At 64.8% G+C, this 21,235-nt stretch carries 22 protein-coding genes, 2 tRNA genes, 1 pseudogene and 1 riboswitch; of the genes and pseudogenes, 20 read left to right on the forward strand and 5 right to left on the reverse strand.

Going from position 1 to position 21,235, the window contains the following annotated elements:
• Positions 1 to 67 precede the first annotated feature (67 nt).
• The 12 genes from thiD (at position 68) to D477_RS05170 (ending at position 9,750) form a co-directional block, all read left to right on the forward strand.
• A complete protein-coding gene (gene thiD / locus D477_RS05115) occupies positions 68 to 1,558 on the forward strand; it encodes a bifunctional hydroxymethylpyrimidine kinase/phosphomethylpyrimidine kinase (protein ID WP_005267837.1) in 1,491 nt (496 codons plus the stop codon).
• Positions 1,559 to 1,754: 196 nt separating this feature from the next.
• The gene (rplU, locus tag D477_RS05120; RefSeq protein ID WP_043845708.1) at positions 1,755 to 2,063 is read left to right on the forward strand and encodes a 50S ribosomal protein L21; all 309 of its coding nucleotides are present in this window, start codon (positions 1,755 to 1,757) and stop codon (positions 2,061 to 2,063) included.
• 54 nt (positions 2,064 to 2,117) lie between these two features.
• The gene (gene rpmA, locus D477_RS05125; protein ID WP_005267839.1) at positions 2,118 to 2,381 is read left to right on the forward strand and encodes a 50S ribosomal protein L27; all 264 of its coding nucleotides are present in this window, start codon (positions 2,118 to 2,120) and stop codon (positions 2,379 to 2,381) included.
• Between the two features lie 128 nt (positions 2,382 to 2,509).
• Positions 2,510 to 4,072, forward strand: a complete 1,563-nt coding sequence (obgE, locus tag D477_RS05130) for a GTPase ObgE (protein ID WP_005267840.1) — start codon at positions 2,510 to 2,512, stop codon at positions 4,070 to 4,072.
• A complete protein-coding gene (gene proB, locus D477_RS05135) occupies positions 4,062 to 5,192 on the forward strand; it encodes a glutamate 5-kinase (RefSeq protein WP_043845710.1) in 1,131 nt (376 codons plus the stop codon). Before obgE ends, proB begins: the two co-directional genes overlap by 11 nt.
• A 52-nt stretch (positions 5,193 to 5,244) precedes the next feature.
• On the forward strand, positions 5,245 to 6,564 hold the full coding sequence (locus tag D477_RS05140; RefSeq protein ID WP_005267842.1) for a glutamate-5-semialdehyde dehydrogenase: 1,320 nt from the start codon (positions 5,245 to 5,247) through the stop codon (positions 6,562 to 6,564).
• Positions 6,565 to 6,680: 116 nt separating this feature from the next.
• Positions 6,681 to 6,908 carry a hypothetical protein gene (locus tag D477_RS05145; protein WP_005267843.1) on the forward strand — a complete coding sequence of 76 codons (228 nt, stop codon included), beginning with the start codon at positions 6,681 to 6,683 and terminating at the stop codon, positions 6,906 to 6,908.
• 1 nt (position 6,909) lies between these two features.
• Positions 6,910 to 7,572, forward strand: coding sequence for a nicotinate-nucleotide adenylyltransferase (gene nadD, locus D477_RS05150; protein WP_005267844.1), 663 nt, complete (start codon positions 6,910 to 6,912; stop codon positions 7,570 to 7,572).
• A gap of 33 nt (positions 7,573 to 7,605) precedes the next feature.
• Positions 7,606 to 8,994 carry a hypothetical protein gene (locus D477_RS05155; protein ID WP_150110007.1) on the forward strand — a complete coding sequence of 463 codons (1,389 nt, stop codon included), beginning with the start codon at positions 7,606 to 7,608 and terminating at the stop codon, positions 8,992 to 8,994.
• Between the two features lie 23 nt (positions 8,995 to 9,017).
• On the forward strand, positions 9,018 to 9,404 hold the full coding sequence (gene rsfS, locus D477_RS05160; RefSeq protein WP_005267846.1) for a ribosome silencing factor: 387 nt from the start codon (positions 9,018 to 9,020) through the stop codon (positions 9,402 to 9,404).
• 116 nt (positions 9,405 to 9,520) lie between these two features.
• Positions 9,521 to 9,593: transfer RNA gene (locus tag D477_RS05165), tRNA-Ala, on the forward strand.
• A gap of 81 nt (positions 9,594 to 9,674) precedes the next feature.
• A tRNA-Ala gene (locus D477_RS05170) sits at positions 9,675 to 9,750 on the forward strand.
• A 75-nt stretch (positions 9,751 to 9,825) separates the two neighbouring features.
• Here the strand turns inward: D477_RS05170 and D477_RS05175 are convergent.
• Positions 9,826 to 10,749, reverse strand: coding sequence for a LysR family transcriptional regulator (locus tag D477_RS05175; protein ID WP_005267847.1), 924 nt, complete (start codon positions 10,747 to 10,749; stop codon positions 9,826 to 9,828).
• A 506-nt stretch (positions 10,750 to 11,255) separates the two neighbouring features.
• Between D477_RS05175 and nrdH the strand changes: the two genes are divergently transcribed.
• The 4 genes from nrdH to nrdF all read left to right on the forward strand — a co-directional run bounded on the left by nrdH (position 11,256) and on the right by nrdF (position 15,281).
• Positions 11,256 to 11,501 carry a glutaredoxin-like protein NrdH gene (gene nrdH, locus D477_RS05180; protein WP_005267848.1) on the forward strand — a complete coding sequence of 82 codons (246 nt, stop codon included), beginning with the start codon at positions 11,256 to 11,258 and terminating at the stop codon, positions 11,499 to 11,501.
• 28 nt (positions 11,502 to 11,529) lie between these two features.
• Positions 11,530 to 12,015: a class Ib ribonucleoside-diphosphate reductase assembly flavoprotein NrdI gene (gene nrdI / locus D477_RS05185; protein ID WP_005267849.1), complete on the forward strand. Its 486-nt coding sequence runs from the start codon at positions 11,530 to 11,532 to the stop codon at positions 12,013 to 12,015.
• 17 nt (positions 12,016 to 12,032) lie between these two features.
• Entirely contained in the window at positions 12,033 to 14,153 is a 2,121-nt protein-coding gene (gene nrdE, locus D477_RS05190) for a class 1b ribonucleoside-diphosphate reductase subunit alpha (RefSeq protein WP_043845737.1), read from the forward strand.
• Between the two features lie 153 nt (positions 14,154 to 14,306).
• On the forward strand, positions 14,307 to 15,281 hold the full coding sequence (nrdF, locus tag D477_RS05195) for a class 1b ribonucleoside-diphosphate reductase subunit beta (RefSeq protein WP_005267851.1): 975 nt from the start codon (positions 14,307 to 14,309) through the stop codon (positions 15,279 to 15,281).
• Between the two features lie 121 nt (positions 15,282 to 15,402).
• On the opposite strand, the gene D477_RS05200 is transcribed toward nrdF, so the two are convergent.
• Positions 15,403 to 16,254: a DUF4386 family protein gene (locus D477_RS05200; protein WP_190273524.1), complete on the reverse strand. Its 852-nt coding sequence runs from the start codon at positions 16,252 to 16,254 to the stop codon at positions 15,403 to 15,405.
• Positions 16,255 to 16,688: 434 nt separating this feature from the next.
• A riboswitch (cyclic di-AMP (ydaO/yuaA leader) is annotated at positions 16,689 to 16,857 on the forward strand.
• Positions 16,858 to 16,860: 3 nt separating this feature from the next.
• On the opposite strand from D477_RS05200, the gene D477_RS22215 reads away from it, so the two are divergent.
• Positions 16,861 to 17,748 carry a hypothetical protein gene (locus D477_RS22215; protein ID WP_150110009.1) on the forward strand — a complete coding sequence of 296 codons (888 nt, stop codon included), beginning with the start codon at positions 16,861 to 16,863 and terminating at the stop codon, positions 17,746 to 17,748.
• Between the two features lie 23 nt (positions 17,749 to 17,771).
• Here the strand turns inward: D477_RS22215 and D477_RS05210 are convergent, their stop codons facing one another.
• Complete coding sequence (locus tag D477_RS05210) at positions 17,772 to 18,668, reverse strand: ribonuclease Z (RefSeq protein ID WP_005267854.1); 897 nt, start codon at positions 18,666 to 18,668, stop codon at positions 17,772 to 17,774.
• Positions 18,669 to 18,749: 81 nt separating this feature from the next.
• Here D477_RS05210 and D477_RS05215 point away from each other — a divergent pair, with 81 nt between their 5' ends.
• The 3 genes from D477_RS05215 (at position 18,750) to D477_RS05225 (ending at position 20,391) form a co-directional block, all read left to right on the forward strand.
• The gene (locus D477_RS05215; RefSeq protein ID WP_005267855.1) at positions 18,750 to 19,034 is read left to right on the forward strand and encodes a DUF427 domain-containing protein; all 285 of its coding nucleotides are present in this window, start codon (positions 18,750 to 18,752) and stop codon (positions 19,032 to 19,034) included.
• Positions 19,024 to 19,827 carry a lipoate--protein ligase family protein gene (locus tag D477_RS05220; protein ID WP_005267856.1) on the forward strand — a complete coding sequence of 268 codons (804 nt, stop codon included), beginning with the start codon at positions 19,024 to 19,026 and terminating at the stop codon, positions 19,825 to 19,827. Before D477_RS05215 ends, D477_RS05220 begins: the two co-directional genes overlap by 11 nt.
• 87 nt (positions 19,828 to 19,914) lie before the next feature.
• Positions 19,915 to 20,391: a DUF4262 domain-containing protein gene (locus D477_RS05225; RefSeq protein ID WP_005267857.1), complete on the forward strand. Its 477-nt coding sequence runs from the start codon at positions 19,915 to 19,917 to the stop codon at positions 20,389 to 20,391.
• Positions 20,392 to 20,453: 62 nt separating this feature from the next.
• On the opposite strand, the gene D477_RS05230 is transcribed toward D477_RS05225, so the two are convergent.
• On the reverse strand, positions 20,454 to 21,083 hold the full coding sequence (locus tag D477_RS05230; protein ID WP_005267858.1) for an MBL fold metallo-hydrolase: 630 nt from the start codon (positions 21,081 to 21,083) through the stop codon (positions 20,454 to 20,456).
• A pseudogene (locus tag D477_RS22220) lies at positions 21,080 to 21,235 on the reverse strand (S-(hydroxymethyl)mycothiol dehydrogenase); the annotation flags it as partial. The gene D477_RS05230 and the pseudogene D477_RS22220, both read right to left, overlap by 4 nt.

Below are 21,235 nucleotides of genomic sequence, written 5' to 3' on the forward strand. Positions count from 1 at the left end.
CCGGTCCGCTACTGCGGATTCGGCGCCGCCATGCATCGTTCACTCCGTCCTGAACGATGGAGCCAGCATGAAAACCCGCAGTATTCCCCGGGTCCTGAGCATCGCGGGAACCGACCCCTCCGGCGGCGCCGGTATCCAGGCAGACCTGAAGAGCATCGCCGCCAATGGCGGCTACGGCATGGCAGCTGTTACCGCCTTGGTCGCACAGAATACCCGCGGGGTTCGGAGCGTCCATACACCCCCGGCGGCATTCCTTCTGGAGCAGCTGGATGCGGTTAGTGATGACGTTGCTATCGACGCGGTCAAAATCGGCATGCTTGGTTCTGCTGACATTATTGGCACGGTGGGTAAGTGGCTGGTGAAGACTGCTCCCGCCGTCGTCGTCGTTGATCCCGTGATGGTGGCCACCAGCGGCGACCGGCTGCTGGAAGCCAGCGCCGAAGAAGCCCTGCGATCGCTGCTCCAGCATGCCGATCTGGTTACCCCCAACCTGCCCGAGCTCGGCGTGCTGCTGAATGAACCCGCCGCGCAGGACTGGGAAACGGCGCTGGCCCAGGGCCGCGAACTGTCCCGCCGATACGACGTGACGGTGCTGGTGAAGGGGGGCCATCTGCCGGGCGGCGACTGCCCGGATGCCCTGGTGGATGTGCACGGCAGGCTCGCCGAGGAGACCGTCGAATTCCGCACCGAGCGGGTCGCGACCGCCAACACCCACGGCACCGGGTGCTCCCTGTCGGCGGCCGTCGCCACGGTCCAGGCGCGCACTGGGGACTGGACGGAGTCCCTGAAGCAGGTTAAAGACTGGCTGTACGGGGCATTGCTGCGCGCCGACGAACTCGAAGTCGGCCAGGGCAACGGCCCAATCCATCATTTCCACCATCATGTGGCACCGCCGCGGTCCGCCTTCAGCCAGCAGTGCTGGGACCGGACTGCCGGGCTCCGCAAGGGTATTTTCGACTTGCCCTTCATCCGGCAGCTGGCCGACGGCACGTTGCCGGAGGCGGACTTTGCCTATTACCTCGCTCAGGACGCGCTGTACCTGGCGGACTATTCCCGGGCGCTGGCACGGGCCAGCAGTATGGCTCCGACGGCGGCCGAACAGCTTTTCTGGGCCAAGGGCGCCTACAACTGCATCGAGGTGGAAGCTGCACTGCACCGTGAATGGCTGACCGGCCGCGATGTCACGGACCGGCAGGGGCCGGTTACCAAGCAGTATGTCGACCACCTGCTCAGCGCGGGCACATCGGGCGGCTACGCCGAGCTCGTTGCTGCTGTCATTCCGTGTTTCTGGCTCTATGCGCACGTGGGGGAGGTGCTGCACGCGCAGTATCGTGGCACCGGGGCGGCAGACCATCCGTACGGCGCGTGGCTTGATACCTACGCTGATGAGGAGTTCGCCGAAGCGACCCGGCAGGCTGTGGGTATCATGGACGACGTCGCCGCCCGGTCCTCCGCGGAGGAGCGCCGGCGGATGCTCGCGGCCTTCGAAGAGTCTTCGCTCTACGAACTGCGTTTCTTCGACGCGCCGAGGTTGTACGCCGCGGCTTCGGCCGAGTGATGCACTGGATGCGGCCGCCACGCCGTGCAGCGCGTATTTGCGGGTTGGAGCGGAAATAGCGTAATCTAGATCTTCGGTGCGAACGCCTTTGAAGGGATCATCCCGCTGGCGTGACTGCACAGCGCTGGCGGGGAGCTATCGAAGCCCGCATCAAAGCGCGTAAAGGTATCAAACGTCGAGAGAAGTGAGTTCCCAAGTGGTGTACGCGATTGTCCGCGCAGGCGGCCGCCAAGAAAAGGTTTCCGTCGGAGACCTCGTAACCCTTGACCGCGTCCCCGGTGGAGCCGGCAGCACCTTCGAGCTGCCCGCATTGCTCCTGGTCGATGGCGACAAGGTCACCTCTGCAGCTGATGAACTGGCCAAGGTCAAGGTCACTGCAGAGATCGTTGAGAATCTTCGTGGCCCGAAGATTGTCATCCAGAAGTTCAAGAACAAGACCGGCTACAAGAAGCGCCAGGGCTACCGTTCCGAACTGACCAAGGTCAAGGTCACCTCCATCGCTTAATTGCGATCGGCAGGCTTCCAGCAGATTCCAGAGACATAAAGGTAGGCATAGCAAATGGCACATAAGAAAGGTGCGAGCTCCACTCGCAACGGTCGCGATTCCAACGCTCAGCGTCTGGGAGTCAAGCGCTTCGGTGGCCAGGTGGTCTCCGCTGGTGAGATCATCGTGCGCCAGCGCGGCACCCACTTCCACCCGGGCGCCAACGTGGGCCGTGGCGGCGACGACACCCTGTTCGCCCTCGAGGCCGGCGCCGTTGAATTCGGCACCCGCCGCGGGCGTCGTGTGGTGAACGTGGTTGCTGCCGCAGCTGCTGAGTAATCACCAGCGCTGAACAGCTTTCCAGTGAGGCGGGCCGGAAGGTCCGCCTCACTGGTATTTAACCCGACTAGAATCACTCATGGGGCTTCCGGACGTGGAGCCCTGCCGCATGCAAGAGGAGTTTGAACGTGGCAACTTTCGTTGACCGGGTTGTGCTGCACGTATCCGGTGGAGACGGCGGCCACGGTTGCGTTTCCATCAAGCGTGAAAAGTTCAAGCCTTTGGGCGGTCCCGACGGCGGCAATGGCGGCGACGGCGGCAACGTGATCCTGCGGGTCGATTCGCAGACGACCACCCTGCTTTCCTACCACCATGCTCCCCACCGCCATGCCAGCAACGGCGACTTTGGCAAGGGCGACCTGCGCCACGGGCGCAACGGCGAAACTTTGGTCCTGCCAGTCCCCGACGGGACAGTCGTCAAGACCAAGGATGGAGAGGTCCTCGCGGACCTGGTGGGAGAAGGCGCCGAATACGTGGTGGCTGCCGGTGGCCAGGGAGGTTTGGGCAATGCGGCGTTGTCGTCGCAGAAGCGGAAGGCGCCCGGCTTTGCCCTGCTCGGTGTTCCGGGTGATGCACGCGACGTGCTGCTGGAACTGAAGACCATCGCCGACGTGGCTCTCGTTGGCTATCCGTCGGCGGGCAAGTCCAGCCTGATTGCCGCCCTGAGCGCAGCCCGCCCCAAGATCGCCGACTATCCGTTCACCACATTGGTGCCCAACCTCGGCGTTGTTCAGGCCGGCGACGTCCGTTTCACCATCGCCGACGTCCCCGGGCTGATCCCCGGCGCCAGCGAAGGCAAGGGCCTCGGCCACGAATTCCTGCGGCACGTGGAGCGCTGCGCCGCGCTCGTGCATGTGCTTGATTGCGCCAGCCTGGAGTCGGACCGTGACCCGATCACGGACCTGGAAGTCATCGAGGCTGAGCTGGCCGCCTACGCGGTCGATATGAGCTATGCCGGAACCGAAGGAGTGGTTCCGCTCAACGAGCGTCCGCGACTGGTCGCTCTTAATAAGGTTGATGTCCCGGACGGACGGGACATGGCCGAATACGTCCGCCCGGAACTTGAACGCCGCGGATACCAGGTCTTCGAGATCTCCGCCGTCAGCCATGAGGGCCTGCGCCCGCTCAGCTTTGCCATGGCTGGAATCGTGTCGGCCGCTCGGCAGAAGGCCGCCGAGACCCCCGCACCGGCGAAGATCGTACTGCGGCCCAGGGCGGTCAACGAGGCCGGCTTCACCATCCGCAAGGAGGAGAAGAACCTCGAGCCGCTCTACCGGGTGCTGGGGGAGAAGCCCGAACGCTGGGTCAAGCAGACGGACTTCAACAACGACGAGGCGGTTGGCTACCTCTCCGACCGGCTGGCCAAGCTCGGCGTCGAAGACAAGCTCTTCAAAGCCGGGGCTGTCCCGGGTTCCACCGTGGTGATCGGGGAAGACGACGCCGTGGTCTTCGATTGGGAGCCGACCATGATGGGCGGCGCGGAACTGCTGGGCTCGCCCCGGGGTACCGACCTGCGGCTGGAGGACTTCGGCAGCCGCCCCACGCGCAACCAGAAGCGGCAGGAGCAACAGGAGCGCAAGGAAGCCAAGGCCGCCGCCCGAGCCGAGCTTGAGGCTGAGCGCAAGGCCGGCATCTGGACCGAGTCCGCCAACTACAAGGGAACCGCCGCGGAAGATCGCGATGACGAGTAGGCACAATGCGGCGGACCGGTCCATGCTGCGCACCGCGTCCCGCCTTGTGGTCAAAGTGGGCTCATCGTCGCTGACCTCGGTGGCAGGGGGCATCGCGGAGGACGCCCTGCTGGACCTGGTGGAGGTCCTGGCCGCCCGGCGCAACCGCGGTACGGAACTGATCCTGGTGTCCTCCGGCGCAATTGCTGCCGGACTTGCACCGCTGGGCCTCGGACGCCGGCCGCGCGACCTCGCCACCCAGCAGGCGGCCGCCAGCGTGGGGCAGGGGCTGCTGATGGCCCGCTACACCCAGGCCTTCGGTGCGCACGGCATCGCCGTCAGCCAGGTCCTGCTGACGGCCGAGGACCTGATGCGCCGCCAGCAGTACGCCAATGCGTACCGTGCGCTGAACCGCTTGCTGCACCTCGGCGTCGTACCCATTGTCAACGAAAACGATACGGTTGCCACCCACGAAATCCGCTTTGGGGACAACGACCGGCTCGCGGCGCTGGTTGCGCACCTGGTCAAGGCGGACGCGCTGGTGCTGCTCTCCGACGTCGACGCGCTCTATGACGGTCCGCCCAAAGCCGGCGCCAAGCGGATTCCCCAGGTTTCCGGCCCGGCAGACCTCGAGGGCGTCAGCATCGGCCGCACCGGCAAGGCCGGAGTCGGTACCGGCGGCATGGTCACCAAGGTCGAGGCCGCCACGATCGCGGCTGAATCCGGCATTCCCGCGCTGGTCACCTCCACCGCCAATGCCTCCCAGGCGCTGGACGGGAACGACGTCGGAACCTGGTTCAGCGTCAACGGTTCCCGCCGTCCGGTGCGGCTCCTGTGGCTGGCGCACCTGGCCACCGTGCAGGGCCGCCTGACCCTTGACGACGGCGCCGTGCAGGCCGTGCGCGACCGTCACCGGTCGCTGCTGCCGGCCGGCATCACAACGGTCAAAGGCACTTTCGAACCGGGCGACCCTGTGGAACTCGCGGACGTTGAGGGGCATGTCGTGGCGCGGGGTCTGGTCAACTTCTCCTCCTACGAACTGCCGCGGATGCTCGGCCGGTCAACCAAGGAACTCAGCGCCAGCCTGGGCCGGCAGTACGAGCGTGAAGTTGTGCACGTCGATGACCTCGTGGTCTTGTAGCCGTCCGTAACCCGGGACGGTCCACCCGCGCGCAGCGGCTAAAATCGACTGTATGACCCAGACAGCTTCTTCCCAGGCAACTTCCGGTACCGAGCTCGCGGCCGCCGAAAAGCCGGACGTCGTTGCTGCCGTCCACGCCACCGCGGACCGCGCACGCACCGCATCGCGACGGATGGCCAGAGCCAACCGCGCCTGGAAGGACAAGGCGCTGCTGGAAATCGCCGATGCCCTGGTCGCGAAACGGGACCTGGTCCTGCGCGCCAACCGCAAGGACGTCGAAGCCGGGCGGGAAAACGGCACCAGCAAGGCCCTGCTGGACAGGCTGAGCCTGAACCCGCAGCGCATCGATTCACTGGCCAACGCGCTGCGGGACCTTGCCGCGTTGCCGGATCCGGTGGGTACCGTGATGCGCGGGCAGACGCTGCCGAACGGGCTGCGGCTGCGCCAGATCCACGTGCCGATGGGCGTGGTCGCCGCCATCTACGAGGCTCGGCCGAATGTCACGGTGGACATCGCCGGACTGGCCCTCAAGAGCGGCAACGCCGTGATCCTGCGCGGCGGCAGTGCTGCCGCGCAGACGAACGTTGCCCTGATCGGCATCATCCGCGATGCGCTGGACCAGGCCGGTCTGCCGGCCGATGCCGTGCAGAGCGTGGACGAGTACGGCCGGGACGGTGCCAACGCCCTGATGCAGGCGCGCGGACGGATCGACGTCCTGATTCCGCGCGGCGGACGGGAACTGATCCAGACTGTGGTCAACAACGCCAAGGTGCCGGTGATCGAAACCGGCGAAGGCAACGTGCACATCTACCTGGACGAGTCCGCCGACACCCAGATGGCCATCGACATCCTGCTCAACGCCAAGACGCAGCGTCCTTCAGTCTGCAACACGGTGGAGACGCTGCTCCTGCACTCCGGCGCGGAGGCCAGCCGCGAGGTGCTGCGGTCGCTGGCCGAGGCGGGAGTCCGCCTGCACACAGACCAGCGGGCCACCCAACTGCTGCCTGAGGGCGCCGCGGCGGCTCCTGCTACCGACGAGGACTGGGCGCAGGAATACATGGACCTCGACCTGGCTGTCGGCGTGGTCGATTCGATGGATGATGCGTTGGAGCACATCCGCCGCTGGACCACCGGCCACACCGAGGCCATCATCACCAACAACCTGGCCAATGCAGAACGGTTCATCGCCGAGATCGATTCGGCCGCTGTGATCGTCAACGCCTCCACCCGGTTTACCGACGGCGGCGAGCTTGGTCTGGGAGCGGAAGTGGGCATTTCGACGCAGAAGATGCATGCCCGCGGGCCGATGGGACTGCGCGAGCTGACCACCACCAAGTGGATCGTCCAAGGCGACGGACAGGTCAGGGGCTGATCGGGGGCCCACCCCGCCGCGCAGCAGCCGATGCGGGCTTGCTGCCCTTCAACGCGTACGATTAGACGAGAGCAGAACTGCGCCGCTGCGGCGCGCCACGCACCAAAGGGAGAACCATGCTGACTCAGGTATACAGCGCCGCGCTGGCGGCGACCGAAGCACACGTCGAACCGGCCGTTCCCGCCGAAGCGATCGGCTGGGGGATTTTCGCAGCCTTCCTGATCATGATGTTCGCCACCATGGCTTTCACGAGCGTCGGCCACCGCCACTCCGCGGTCGAGGAACACATCGACCCGCACCGCCAGCACCCGAACAAGCACGACCACGGCCAGGCCCGCCACTAGCATGCCCTTCGCTTCCCCTGCGGGGGCGGCGGCCGGATCCAAGACGGAGATCGGCCGGCGCTTCCGGCTCGGCGTGATGGGCGGAACCTTCGATCCGATCCACCACGGCCACCTGGTTGCCGCCAGCGAGGTCGCCGCCGTCTTCGACCTGGACGAAGTGGTCTTTGTCCCCACCGGGCAGCCGTGGCAGAAGTCCTCGCGCGCCGTGTCCCCGGCTGAACACCGGTACCTGATGACCGTCATCGCGACGGCGTCCAACCCCCGGTTCACAGTGAGCCGCGTGGACATCGACCGTCCGGGCCTGACATACACCATTGACACCCTGCGCGATCTGCGTGAGGCCCGGCCTGACGCAGAGCTGTTCTTCATCACTGGCGCGGACGCCATGGCGCAGATCCTGTCGTGGAAGGACATCGACGAGTTGTGGTCCCTGGCCCACTTCGTGGGGGTGACCCGGCCCGGGCATGTCCTGCACGACCTCGGGCGCAAGGACGTCAGCCTGCTGGAGGTGCCGGCCATGGCCATCTCCTCCACGGACTGCCGCGAACGCGTTGCCGATGATGAGCCGGTCTGGTACCTCGTTCCGGACGGCGTAGTACAGTACATAGCCAAGTACGGTCTTTACCGCTCCGACTCGCAGGGAGCATCAGAATCACAGAACTAGCCGCAGACGAGACCATTGGGTGATTAGCAGAGCATGAGCAAGGAATCGCAGCCGCCCCGCAGCCGGAGGGAACTCCGGATGCAGCGCAGCGAAGCCGGCGGCCTGCCGCAGGACCGGGCCGAGGCAGACGCCGGAGCACCCGAGATTCCTCCTCGGCCGCCTGCCGATCCCCGGTCCGGCGAGCAGCGTTCGCCAGAGCGGTCGTCCCAGGCAAGGGCCCGTGACCGCGAAGCGCACCAGGCCTACAAGGCGCTGACTGAAGCCTTGCCCAAGGTGCCGGTGCCGGACGATAAGCAGAATCCGCCCACTCGGCGCCAGCTCCGCCGGCAACAGCTGGAGCGGGAACGCAGGGAACCTGCCGTTGGGGAACTGCAGGCGCCGCAAGGGCAGGAGTCGTCAGGCGATGATGCGGGCAGCGGCAAGCCGGTTGACGCAGGATATCGTCCCCAGCGTCCTCCGATTGAAGGCGGCCGCCGGGACCGGCGTGAACGTTCCCACGCGCCGTCGCCGAACAGCACCGCCGGCGCACAGACCTCCGAGCTCCCGCCCGCGGCCGCAGAGGCGGTCGCAGCGGGGGAGATGACCATGGAGCAGGCACTGGCTGCGCGCGAACTGCTCATCGGCCAGGCCAAGAACATGGCGAATGTGCTTGCTGCCCAGCAGCAGGAGGACCCGCGCAAGGTTGATTTGGAAGTCCTCGCCCAGCAGAAGGCCTTGGCCGAACGTGCCGCCGTGCTCAACCGCCGGGCCGCGGACAAGCAGCGGCTGAGCGCAGAGGCCCGCCAGCGGCGGACCACGGCCACGGATCAGCCGCTGAAGCAGGACCTGGCTTCGGCTCCGATGGAGTTCGTCCAGATCCCCGGCAGTGAAAAGCACATGCTGCGTCCTTCCATCACGTCGCATGTGCCGGTCGTCGCGGACAAGCTGAGGGCGGCCGCCCCGCCGGGTAAGCCCGAAAAGGTTACGGGACCGTCGACCCCGCTGCCGGCCGGGCCGCCACGAGCGGCAGCGGCCACGCGCACGCAATCCAATGCGGTATCCGCTGCTCCGGCCGCGCCCTCCCGTCCTGCCGGCCCCGGCCGGAAGGAGACTACCGGCCCAGCGAAAGCAGCAAGCGCAGCCCCGGCCAAACGGGATACGGCCAAGCAGGCGGCGAGGCCCGCGCCACGCAAGCCGCCTGCCGCAGAGCCCACAGGGCCCGAACCGCGTTCCCGCCTGCTTGCCCACGCCGAGTCCGTCGCGGACAACAACATCCAGCCCCTGCGGGCCACTAACGCCCACGGTCTGGAGCCGCTGGATGCCCGGACAGCCGGGCTTGGCCAGGCCAACCGACTGCGGATTGCCGTGATAGCGGCCCTCGCCCTCGGTGCTGCCGCGTTCATTGCCGGACTGACCATGATGATCATCAGCCTGAGCGGCTAGGCCGCACCGACCAGAGGAAACCTATGACCGCTTCCGAAGAATCAATCTCCATCGCCCGTGCGGCTGCCCACGCAGCAGCCGAGAAGATCGCTAAGGACATCGTGGCGATCGACGTCAGCGAACGCCTGGCCATCACGGATGTCTTCCTCATCGCTTCGGCGCCGAGCGAGCGCCAGGTGAACGCCATTGTCGACGGCGTGGAAGAGGCCCTGCACAAGCTGGACCGGCGCCCTGTCCGTCGTGAAGGGCGTTCGGAAGGCCGCTGGGTGCTGCTGGACTACGCCGAAGTCGTCATCCACGTTCAGCATGAAGAGGACCGCGTCTTCTATGCCCTGGAGCGGCTCTGGAAGGACTGCCCGGCGATCGATCTGCAGCTCGAGGCCACCTCCGCCCCGGCAGAACAGGAGTAGTGCGGCACGGCAGGGGTGTCCGGCCGGTGTCCGGCACCGATTTGGAATCCCCGGCTGGTTCTGCGTAGAATATTCAAGTTGCCCCGGACGGGGCGGCACGGAAAACCTCCGTAAACGGGGCTGTGGCGCAGCTGGTAGCGCACCTGCATGGCATGCAGGGGGTCAGGGGTTCGAGTCCCCTCAGCTCCACTCGTGGAAGTGTCGGGTAGCCGATAGGACCACGCCGTGGAACACAAAGTCCGGCATTTCGGCCGGCAGATTTCCGCAAACGGGGCTGTGGCGCAGCTGGTAGCGCACCTGCATGGCATGCAGGGGGTCAGGGGTTCGAGTCCCCTCAGCTCCACCACCAATAACAAGAGGCTCCGGCAGCAGAATGCGGCCGGAGCCTCTTGTTATGTCCGGGGCAGGCCAGCCCCAGTCCCTACTTCCGCTTCGGGGCGATGCTGAGCTCGTGCAGGACGCCCGCGAGTCGATCCATGAAGACGTCCAGCCGCGGGTTTTTCCTGTCGTCCAGGAGCAGGGCGAAAATGTTGCGTGCCAGCCTCACCTCCGGGACATCAATAACGACGACGCCGTCCTGGCTGTTCTGCATCGCCAGCTCGGGCACGAGAGCGGCACCCAGTCCGGATGCGGCCATCGCCAGGCTGGCGTTGAAATCGTCGCAGTAGGCGGCAATTCTCGGGTGCAGGTCGCAGCTGGCGAACAGCCGCTCGATCACCGTAGCGTCGCTCGTCCCGGGATGGTGCATGATCCAAGGCATCTCGGCCAGTTGCGAAGCAGTGATTGTGGCGCCGTTGCGGATGCCCCAGGACTTGGGCAGCACAACGCGGTAGTTGTCGTCGCCGAGCCACTGCCTGCTGATGTTGTGCGGCCAGGCAAGGCCGCCCTGGCCAACCTGGAAGACCAAGGCGACATCGAGTCCGCCGCCGCTGCGCAGGCCCTGGATCGTCTGGCCGGGCTCAGCAACGTAGACCTTGAGGCTAATGCCCAGTCCGTTCCAGTCCGGGGAACCCAGCAGCCTGGGAAGCACGTAGGTTGCCAGGCTGGGGAAGATGCCCAGCTTGATCTCCTGGGCGTTGGCGTCGTGGCTGCCCGCTGTCGCAGCGAGCAGGGCCTCGATGTCCGTCAACACTTTGGCGGCGTGCCGCGACATGATCTGCGCAGCCTCGGTCGGTTGGACACTGCGCGCGGAGCGTTCGAAAAGCTTCACGCCCGTCTCGCGCTCCAGGGCGGACATCTGCTGCGACACAGCCGAGGCCGTGTAGCCCAATTGGCCAGCCGCGGCGGCGAACGAGCCACGCCGGGTCACCTCCAGCAGGGTGCGCAGGTGCACGGTATTGACCATTAGTTCTCCTGCCGCTTGGACTGACACTCCACCACAGCATCTTAGGCAGGCTTCCGGGGTCCCGGCGGCCGGTGGCCCGAGGAACAGGAATGGTTCCGCCCCTCCAGGTGTTTTAATAGACGGTTTGCGGGCTGGCCGCCGAAGGACGAATCCAGCTTCGCTGCCGCTGTGACGACACGCCGACGGAAGCGCGACACGAGACTTTCAGAATCTGTTGGTAACTCATCGGAGTGGCGTCCACAGGCTGTGGATGGACCGAGCGGAGGCCCGCCAAATCAACGTTTAACCCTGTGAATGTTTCCCCATGTCCTGTGGACTACTCAGGGGATGAATGACATACTTGTAATACATCATCTAGGGGTTGCGGCGAGTTCCGCGCACTAGATGTTGTGGATGTAGTAGATTGAATCCCGCTGGCGGGTCCAAACCGGCACCATTTGGTGCGGCGGCGGGACGAGTACCGTACACAGCGAAGAAATGCCATTGACTTTTAGGGGAGAGGGACCATGACTGTAACGGTTTACACGAAGCCGGCATGTGTGCAGTGCAACGCAACCTACCGTGCGCTGGACAAGAAGGGCATCGCCTACCAGAGCGTCGACCTGTCCCAGGACCCGGCCGCGCTGGAGCGGGTGCGGTCCCTTGGCTACATGCAGGCTCCCGTGGTCGTGACCGAACAGGAACACTGGTCCGGCTTCCGTCCCGACAAGATCGAGGCCCTCGCCCAGTCCGCCGCCACTTCGGTGGCCTGATCGGATCCTTTCTAGGAGGCGGTCTTCCATGACGGCTCTGCTGGAGGCCGGCGGAACCGTTGAGCACGGTTCCGGCAATGCCCCTGGCTCCTCGACCAGCGCGTCGCTGATCTACTTTTCATCGGCGTCTGAATACACCCACCGCTTCGTCCGGAAACTCGGCCTGGAAGCCGCGCGGGTCCCGCTGTATACGCAGGATGAAACGATCTACGCGCAGAGGCCCTACGTGCTGGTCGTCCCGACTTACGGCGGGGAGTCGGGAAAGAACTCAATCCCCAGGCAGGTCCTCAAGTTCCTCAAGCACGAGGGAAACAGGGCGATGTTGAAGGGTGTCATCGGTGCCGGCAACACGAATTTCGGCACCACCTACTGTCTTGCCGCTGACAAAATCGCGGCAAAGTGCGGTGTTCCGCACCTGTATCGGTTTGAACTCATGGGCACAGCGGAGGACGTTGTGCGCGTGAAAGAAGGATTGGAAGAGTTTTGGAAACGACAGTTGAAGAACCAGCAGTAGCTGATTCGAAGCCGGAGCTGCCGGAGGCATACAAGGGGCTGGGTTACCACGAGCTCAACGCGATGCTGAACCTGTACGGTCCGGACGGCAAAATCCAGTTCGAGGCCGACCGGGAAGCGGCGCACCAGTACTTCCTGCAGCACGTCAACAAGAACACCGTCTTCTTCCACGATCTCGAGGAGAAGCTGGACTACCTGGTCAAGAACGATTACTACGAGCGTGAAACGCTTGACCAGTACACGATGAACTTCATGCGCGGCCTGTGGGACCACGCCTACAAGAAGAAGTTCCGCTTCGAAACCTTCCTCGGCGCCTTCAAGTTCTACACTTCGTACACGCTGAAGACGTTTGACGGCAAGCGCTTCCTGGAGCGCTACGAGGACCGCGTCTGCATGGTCGCCCTGCACCTGGCCCGGGGCAACGAGCAACTGGCTACCCAGATGGTGGACGAGATCATCGAGGGCCGCTTCCAGCCGGCCACGCCGACGTTCCTCAATGCCGGCAAGAAGCAGCGCGGCGAACTGGTCTCCTGCTTCCTGCTGCGCATCGAAGACAACATGGAGTCCATCGGACGCTCCATCAACTCCGCCCTGCAGCTGTCCAAGCGCGGCGGCGGCGTGGCCTTCGCGCTGACCAACATCCGCGAGGTCGGCGCCCCGATCAAGCAGATCGAGAACCAGTCCTCCGGCGTCATCCCGGTCATGAAGCTGCTCGAAGACAGCTTCTCCTACGCCAACCAGCTGGGCGCCCGCCAGGGCGCCGGCGCCGTGTACCTGCACGCGCACCACCCGGACATCTACCGCTTCCTCGACACCAAGCGGGAAAACGCGGACGAAAAGATCCGCATCAAAACCCTCTCACTCGGCGTCGTTGTTCCTGACATCACCTTCGAACTGGCGAAGAAGGACGAGGACATGTACCTGTTCTCGCCCTATGACGTCGAAAAGGTCTACGGCATGCCGTTCTCGGACGTCTCCGTCACGGAAAAGTACTACGAGATGGTGGACGACAGCCGGATCAAGAAGTCCAAGATCAAGGCCCGCGAGTTCTTCCAGACCCTGGCCGAGATCCAGTTCGAATCCGGCTACCCGTACATCATGTTCGAGGACACGGTGAACCGGGCCAACCCGATCGACGGCAAGATCATCATGTCCAACCTGTGCTCGGAGATCCTCCAGGTCTCCCAGCCGACCACCTACCATGACGATCTGTCCTACGACGAGACCGGCAAGGACATCTCCTGCAACCTAGGGTCGCTGAACATCGCCAAGACCATGGACTCGCCGGACTTCGGCCTGACCATCGAGACGGCCATCCGCAGCCTGACTGCCGTGTCGGACATGTCCAACATCAGCTCGGTCCCGTCCATCGCCAAGGGCAACGACCAGTCGCATGCAATCGGCTTGGGCCAGATGAACCTGCACGGCTACCTGGCACGCGAACGGGTCCACTACGGTTCCGAGGAAGGCCTGGACTTCACCAACATCTACTTCTACACGGTGCTGTTCCACGCCCTGCGCTCCTCGAACCTGATCGCCAAGGAAACCGGTGAGACCTTCGGCGGGTTCGAGAAATCCAAGTACGCTTCCGGCGAGTTCTTCGACAAGTACACCGAGCAGGAGTGGGTCCCGCAGACAGAACGCGTCAAGGAACTGTTTGCCGGCATCCACATCCCCACCCAGGATGACTGGCGGGAGCTGAAGGCTTCCGTCATGGAGCACGGCATCTACAACCAGAACCTGCAGGCCGTGCCGCCGACCGGCTCGATCTCCTACATCAACAACTCGACGTCGTCGATCCACCCGGTGGCCTCGAAGATCGAGATCCGCAAGGAAGGCAAGATCGGCCGCGTCTACTACCCGGCGCCGTACCTGACCAACGACAACCTGGACTACTACCAGGACGCCTACGAGATCGGCTACGAGAAGATCATCGACACCTACGCCGCCGCCACGCAGCACGTGGACCAGGGGCTGTCGCTGACGCTGTTCTTCAAAGACACCGCCACCACGCGCGACATCAACAAGGCCCAGATCTACGCCTGGCGCAAGGGCATCAAGACCATCTACTACATCCGTCTCCGCCAGCTCGCGCTGGAAGGCACGGAGGTGGAGGGTTGCGTTTCCTGTATGTTGTAGTAGCCCAAGGCAACTAAATGTACGACGGCGGGTACCCGCCCGCCGTCGTACACCACCCAAGCGGCGCCCTCCTGGCAGGGCGCGGCTTCGGCGCTTAACCGCGTCCAACGAAACTAGACTTTAAAGAACACCAAAGGAATCCGAGGACAAGAAATGACGGAGAAGGTCAAGCTGCTCCACCATGTTGAGGCCATCAACTGGAACCGCATCCAGGACGAGAAGGACGTGGAGGTCTGGAACCGGCTCGTCAACAACTTCTGGCTGCCGGAGAAGGTGCCGCTGTCCAACGACGTCCAGTCCTGGGCAACGCTGACGCCTGCCGAGCAGGAAATGACCATGCGGGTGTTCACCGGCCTGACCCTGCTGGACACCGTCCAGGGCACGGTCGGCGCCGTGAGCCTGATTCCGGATGCGCTCACTCCGCACGAAGAGGCCGTTTACACGAACATCGCCTTCATGGAATCGGTCCACGCCAAGAGCTACTCTTCGATCTTCTCCACGCTCTGTTCGACCAAGGAGATCGACGAGGCCTTCCGCTGGTCGACGGAGAACGAGAACCTGCAGAAGAAGGCGCAGATCATCGTCGACTACTACGTCGGCGACGATCCGCTGAAGAAGCGCGTCGCGTCCACGCTGCTGGAATCCTTCCTCTTCTACTCCGGCTTCTACCTGCCGATGTATTGGTCCTCCCGGGCCAAGCTGACCAACACGGCTGACCTGATCCGGCTGATCATCCGCGACGAAGCCGTGCACGGATACTACATCGGCTACAAGTTCCAGAAGGGCCTGGAGCAGGTGGATGAGGCCCGCCGCCAGGAGCTGAAGGACTACACCTACGAGCTGCTCTACGAGCTCTACGACAATGAGGTCCAGTACACCCACGACCTGTACGACGGCGTGGGCCTGGCCGAGGACGTCAAGAAGTTCCTGCACTACAACGCCAACAAGGCGCTGATGAACCTGGGCTACGAGGCGATGTTCCCGTCGACCGTCACGGACGTCAACCCGGCGATCCTTTCGGCGCTGAGCCCGAACGCGGACGAGAACCACGACTTCTTCTCCGGCTCCGGCTCTTCCTATGTGATCGGCAAGGCCGTGAACACGGAAGACGAGGACTGGGACTTCTAGCACGCCGCTGTGAGGTCCCGCCCCATCTGAGCCGAATGAACGTCCTATCTGAGCGATGCTCGGATAGGACGTTCATTCGGCGTTGCTGCGAGGTAGACCTCGCCCGAACCTGCGGGACAGCCTAGCGGCGGTTCGCCTTTTGCGCTCGGACGCCGGCCGCGAGCAGACCGACGGCGAAGACTAGGATGACGAGCTGGAAGGCGATGGTCGCGACGTCCTGGAAAGGGCTCTCTAGGCCTGCGTAGCCAACGGAGAACCCGATAAGGAGGGAGAGTAAGCCGCCGAGGAGCAGGAGCACACCAAGCCAGCGGGACATGAGGCGGCTCAGAAGAATGGCGGCGCCCGCGAGCAGTAACGCCACTCCGAGCAGCACGCGGAAATAACTCTGCAGGCCCCACTCCGCCCAGCGGACGACTTCGGCATCGGCGAACCGGGTTGCCCTATCGACCTCAGGAGCGGCAGCCCAAGCGTCGACCGCCTGCTTGAGGGTCACTCCGTCCACCGCCTGGAGCGCGGCCCAGATCGCGGCAGTTGCGATGATCGCACTCGCGGCCAGGAGGGCGAGGGTGGGTGTGTGTTCACGGAGCACAGTACATAGCACGAGCAACCCGGCCAGGGCCACGAGCACGAGGAGGAACTCGGCCAGATGGGTGGCAATCCATGCTTGGCTCGCCGCGTACTTCGTGAATATCTCGTCGTGATGGTCGGCCGCTCCGGTGGGGTGAAAGAGCCCACGCTGAACGGCGTTCACGATGAGGCCCACCAGTATGAGGGAGCCGCTGAGGATCAAGGCGACGCCGAGCGGTGAACGTTCGTTGGTGGCTGGTTCTGCACCATGACCCACGCGCATGGCGCCCAGCGTAGTCAGTCGTGCTTGAGTGGGCAAGCTTGCATTATCCGAGCCGGGAAAGGTAGGCACGCACCAGCGGGACAAGAGATCACGTGCAGGATACAGCGCTTCCACTTTCAGCATCGAAATCATCGAAAATGCCGCCGGTTGAGTCATCGGATGACCAACGCGCCGGGGACGCCGTGCTCGCCGCTAGCCCCGCCCTCGCCGTCGGCGTCGGGAAATGCTCAGTATGCAAAACTGGTGATGCGGAGCAGCATAAGCAAAGAGCCGCGCAAACCCTGCCTTTCCATACCTGAGCATCTGCTCACATAGTCGGCCTCTCACTCACGCCGCACGCCGCCGTCATGGAAAAAAATGAGCTGCTCCGCCGAATAGGATGGAGGGGTTCAGCCATTTGTTGTGACCGGTGGCCGCCGGCGCCGGGGGTCTGGCTCGCGACCGTGACGACAAACACAGGTCACAGGTTTGTAACGATTCACTCAGTGCAGATACCTTTAAACGCGCCATGCCCCGGTTCTGGGCGATGGCCCGGTTCGCACGCCTAGCCCTGCCAGCGGACCTGTCCGTTCAATTTCACCGGCAGGGGTGGAGGACCCATTACCGGCGCCCTCGGCGTCTTGGGGTGAAGTGCGGCCACTTCCCGGCAGCGTCCCGCTGTTTGCCGCGCCGAGACACTCTCTCTCGAACCCGACAGCTAACTTCGCAGGCGTGTAGAGAGGAATCCCCGTGAAGATGTACTCAACTCGTGGACGCCGACGCGCCGGGTCCGCCGTTTCTCCCGGCGGCCGCCGCTTTCGGGGCCGCCGACGCGCCCCTGTCGCCTCGGCTGTTTCCTTCAGCCGGGGCAAAGCCGCAGGGCTGGCAGTCGTCGCCACCTGCCTGGCAGCAGCCGTCGTCGTTCCCATGGCGCAACCGGGAACCGAGGGAACCAGCAGTCCTGGAGCAGGGCTCCAGGCGTCCGGGACCGCGTGGTCCGAGCCGGCCCAGGCCGGCCAGGTGACGCCAGGGTTCAGCCGCCCCACCATGGACAGCAAGCCGGGTACCGACAAGGCCACCGCAGCCGGTACGGCCGCGCCCCTCCGGACCGATGCAGCCGGCACTGTCGAGACGCAGAGCCTCCAGCCAACCGAGGAGGCCGTTGCACCTCCGGCAGGAGCGCCCGGAGCGGCAACCCCGGCCACCGAAGCAGCGACGACACCGTCGACGTTGCCCGCGGTCGGGAGCAGCGTCCCTTCGACTGCGTCCGCGAAAAACACGCCCGCCCCGTCCACCGCACCTGTGCAGGAGAGCTCGGCTTCAACGGCTGCGCCCCCGGCAGCACCAAGCAGCGCGGCTGCTGAGGAAGCAGCACCGTCAAGCTCCGCCGCTAGCGAATCCGCCACCCCGTACGAGCGTGCGGTGCGTGATGACGATGTGCGGACTGAACGAAGGGTGCGCAAGCAAGTGGCTGCCCCTGAGGAATCGTCCGAACCCAAGGCGTCGCCTACTCCGGGCGAAGAGGTTGAAGACGGCGAAGGCCGGGATGAGAGCGTCCTGGACGAACTGATCGACAGGTCCGGCCTGCCCTGGCTTGATGTCCACCTGGAAGTGGGTCCGGGGGACGGGGACCGGTAGCGCTCTGAAGCGCCTTTCGATTTTCACGGCACGATGTGCCGGCGTTTGGGGAACGGAATGCGGTCGAAGTCCTTGGCCGCGACCACGGTGGCACTGCCGGCCGTGGCGCGGGCCTGGTCGGCCAGCGCAGTGACGTCGTCGCCGTAGCGGGAAGAGAAGTGCGTGAGGACCAAGGTGCCCGTGTTGCCGGCAGCGGCGAGCGAGCCGGCTTGGCCGGCGGTAAGGTGACGATACTGCGCAGCGAGCGAAGCGTCGTCGTCGTTAAACGTGGACTCTGACACCAGCAGGTCCGTTCCGTCGGCGAGTTCTTCGGCGCCGCTGCACTGGGCCGTGTCCATCACGAAGGCGAAACTCTGGCCGGGACGGTAGACGCTCACGTCTTCCAGCCGGACGCCGGCCAGGCTGCCTTCGCGCTGCAGTCGGCCAATGTCCGGTCCGGAAATCCCGGCCGCGGCCAGCCTCTTGGGCAGCAGGGTGTGGCCGTCGGGTTCGGCGAGCCGGTAGCCATAGGTTTCAATCCGGTGCTTCAGCGGGCGCACTTCCAGGCCAGGGGCAACAGGACCGCCAGCGCCGTGCGGCCAGAGCCGCAGGTCGATGCCGGGGGAGGCGACGGACACGAGCGCCTGGACCACGTCTTCCCCAGAAGCCGGGTAGTGGAGATAAACAGGATGCTGTACACCGTCCAGCGCCATCCGCGACAGGACCCCGGGAAGGCCATAGCAGTGGTCGCCGTGGACGTGCGTAAGGCAAATCCGGGTGATCTGGGTGGCCGAGACGCCTGCGTGGATCATCTGGCGCTGCGTCCCCTCGCCCGGGTCGAAGAGCAGCCCTTCGCCGTCCCAGCGGAGCAGATAGCCGTTGTGATTGCGGGTCCTGGTCGGGACCTGGGAGGCGGTGCCGAGGATGATCAGTTCACGCATGGCACCGAGTGTGCCATGCGTTTGGTGGCAGCGGGACTTTGCCGGTTAACTGGACTGGACGGCCGGCAGAGGGAGCAGCGCATGGTCAGGGCAGTGTGGAACGGCGCCGTCATCGCCGAATCCAAAGACACCGTGGTGGTGGAAGGCAACCACTACTTTCCGCGGGACAGCGTCAAGGACGAATTCCTGGTGCCCAGCAGCCACCAGTCGGAATGCGGTTGGAAGGGCACGGCACACTACTTCACCCTGGAAGTCGGCGGCGAACGCAACCAGGACGCTGCCTGGTACTACCCGTTGACGACTCTGGAAGCCGAAAAGATCCAAGGACGGGTCGCGTTCTGGCATGGAGTGACCGTTGGGGACTGAGCCGGTTCCGTCTTCCGCTGTTGCCAGCTGGCCTGCCGCTGCGGCAGGCACCCTGGGCTGGGTCCGGCAGCGGGAGTCGCTCGGTGCGGCGGAGGACCTCGACTACGGGCTGCGGATGTTGCAGGCAGCCAAGCAGGGACGGCTGGAACCCACGGTGCGGCTGTATCGGCCGGCCCCGACCGTGGCCTTCGGCCAGCGTGATACCCACCTGCCGGGATTCGCCGAAGCTGCCGCGCGCTGCCGGGCCCTTGGCTTCGAGCCGCTGGTCCGCAAGGCCGGCGGCCGGGCGGCGGCGTATCACGAAGGATGCCTGGTGGTGGATCACGTGCAGACCGAAGCCGACGCCATTGCGGCCTCCCGGCACCGTTTCGCGTTCTTTGGCGAGTTGCTGGCATCGGCGCTGCGGGAAGCGGGAGTTATCGCCGCCATGGGCGAGATCCCGGGAGAGTACTGTCCCGGAGAGTTCAGCGTACATGGCGTTTCCGCGTTCGACGGCGGCCACCGGGTCAAGCTGGTAGGTACCGCGCAGCGGGTGGTTTCGGGTGCCTGGTTGTTCTCCTCCGTCATCGTCGTGGAGGATTCTGCGCCGCTGCGCGAAGTGCTGGTACAGAGCTATGACGCGCTCGGGCTGGAGTGGGACCCGCGCACCGCTGGAGCAGCCGATGACCTGATATCCGGCGTCGACGTGGCAGCGGTGGAGCAGGCGGTTTTGAAGGCCTATATGGACTACTGGCAGCCGGAGGAGTCGGAGTTCCGTAGCCTCGTGGAGATCGTGCCGCCCTCGGATTCGTAGGGTTTATCCACAACTGCCGCCCGAGGGATGGTTCCTCTGGAGCCAGCCGCCCAGACTGGTCGCACAACCCGAGCCGAAGGAGGCAATGTGTGCGACATCTGCAACGGCATGTCGGTGCGGCAGCTCAAAGAAAAGATCAGGATGAATATCGCCAGGCACGGCTGGCACGCCACACTGGTGGAGAACGGCCCGGACACGCCTGCCTTCGGCTACACCATTGGCCTAACCGAGCAGCGGCAGGCAGAGATCCTGGTGACTGGCCGAAGTGCAGGCGAGATGTACCGGATGCTGGCCGAGCTGGCGCACATGATCCTCGCGCACGGTGACCGGCTGCTGGCAACGGTGAGCGTGAAGGTCGGCGGCCGCAGGGTGTACCTGGCGCCGGTGGAGGAGCCTCACGACGTGCTGCTGTATGCAGCCAAGCTGTACGGACACCGGCTGCGGGCCGTACAAGCGGTCTGGGCGGACGATAGCGGACATCTGCCGTGGCAGCAGGAGATCCCGGACGTCCTGACCCAGCCCCTCTACGGCACGCCGCCCGGGCTTACTCCGTTGCAGGAGTGAGCCCGGGCGGCGTTTGGCTTCGCAGCTCTGCTGGCAACGCAGATGCGGATGCGCGGTTCCCGTCAGTGGCCGCGGGCGATCCATTCGTCCAGGTGCGGTGCTTCTGCGCCGATGCTGGTGGAGTCACCGTGGCCGGTGTTGACCTTGGTTTCCGGGGGCAGGGTGAGCAGCCGGCTCTTGATCGAGTCGATGATCGTCTCGAAGCTTGAGTAGCTGCGTCCTGTCGCGCCGGGACCGCCGTTGAAAAGGGTGTCACCGCTAAACAGGACGCCTTCGGATTCCAGGTGGAAGCAGACGGATCCGGGGGAGTGGCCCGGGGTGTGCAGGGCGGTGAGGGTGACACCGGCAATTTCGAAGGTGTCGCCGTCGTTGATCGCGTGGTCGGGGGAGGCGTCGGGGTAGACATTGTCCCAGAGCATGCGGTCGGCCTCGTGAAGGTAGACCGGCGCTCCGAGCAGTTGGCGGGTTTCGCCGACGGCGCGGATGTGGTCGTCGTGGCCGTGGGTGAGGAGGATGGCCTTGACGCTCCGGCCCTTCACGGCTTCGGCGACGGCGGCCGGGTTATGGGCCGGGTCGATCACGATGACTTCGGAGTCGTTGCCGATGATCCAGACGTTGTTGTCCACGTCCCAGGTGCCGCCGTCCAGGGAGAAGGTGCCGGAGGTGACGAGGTTCTCGATGCGCACGCTCATGCTACTTCCACCACCGAGCGGAGGACTTTGCCTTCGTGCATTTTGTTGAAGGCTTCTTCGATTTGGTCGAGGGTGATGCGTTCGGTGACGAAGGCGTCGAGGTCGAGGTTGCCTTGTTTGTAGTGGTTGACGAGCATGGGGAAGTCGCGGGA

Source organism: Arthrobacter crystallopoietes BAB-32 (assembly GCF_000328305.2).
Taxonomy (GTDB): domain Bacteria; phylum Actinomycetota; class Actinomycetes; order Actinomycetales; family Micrococcaceae; genus Crystallibacter; species Crystallibacter crystallopoietes_A.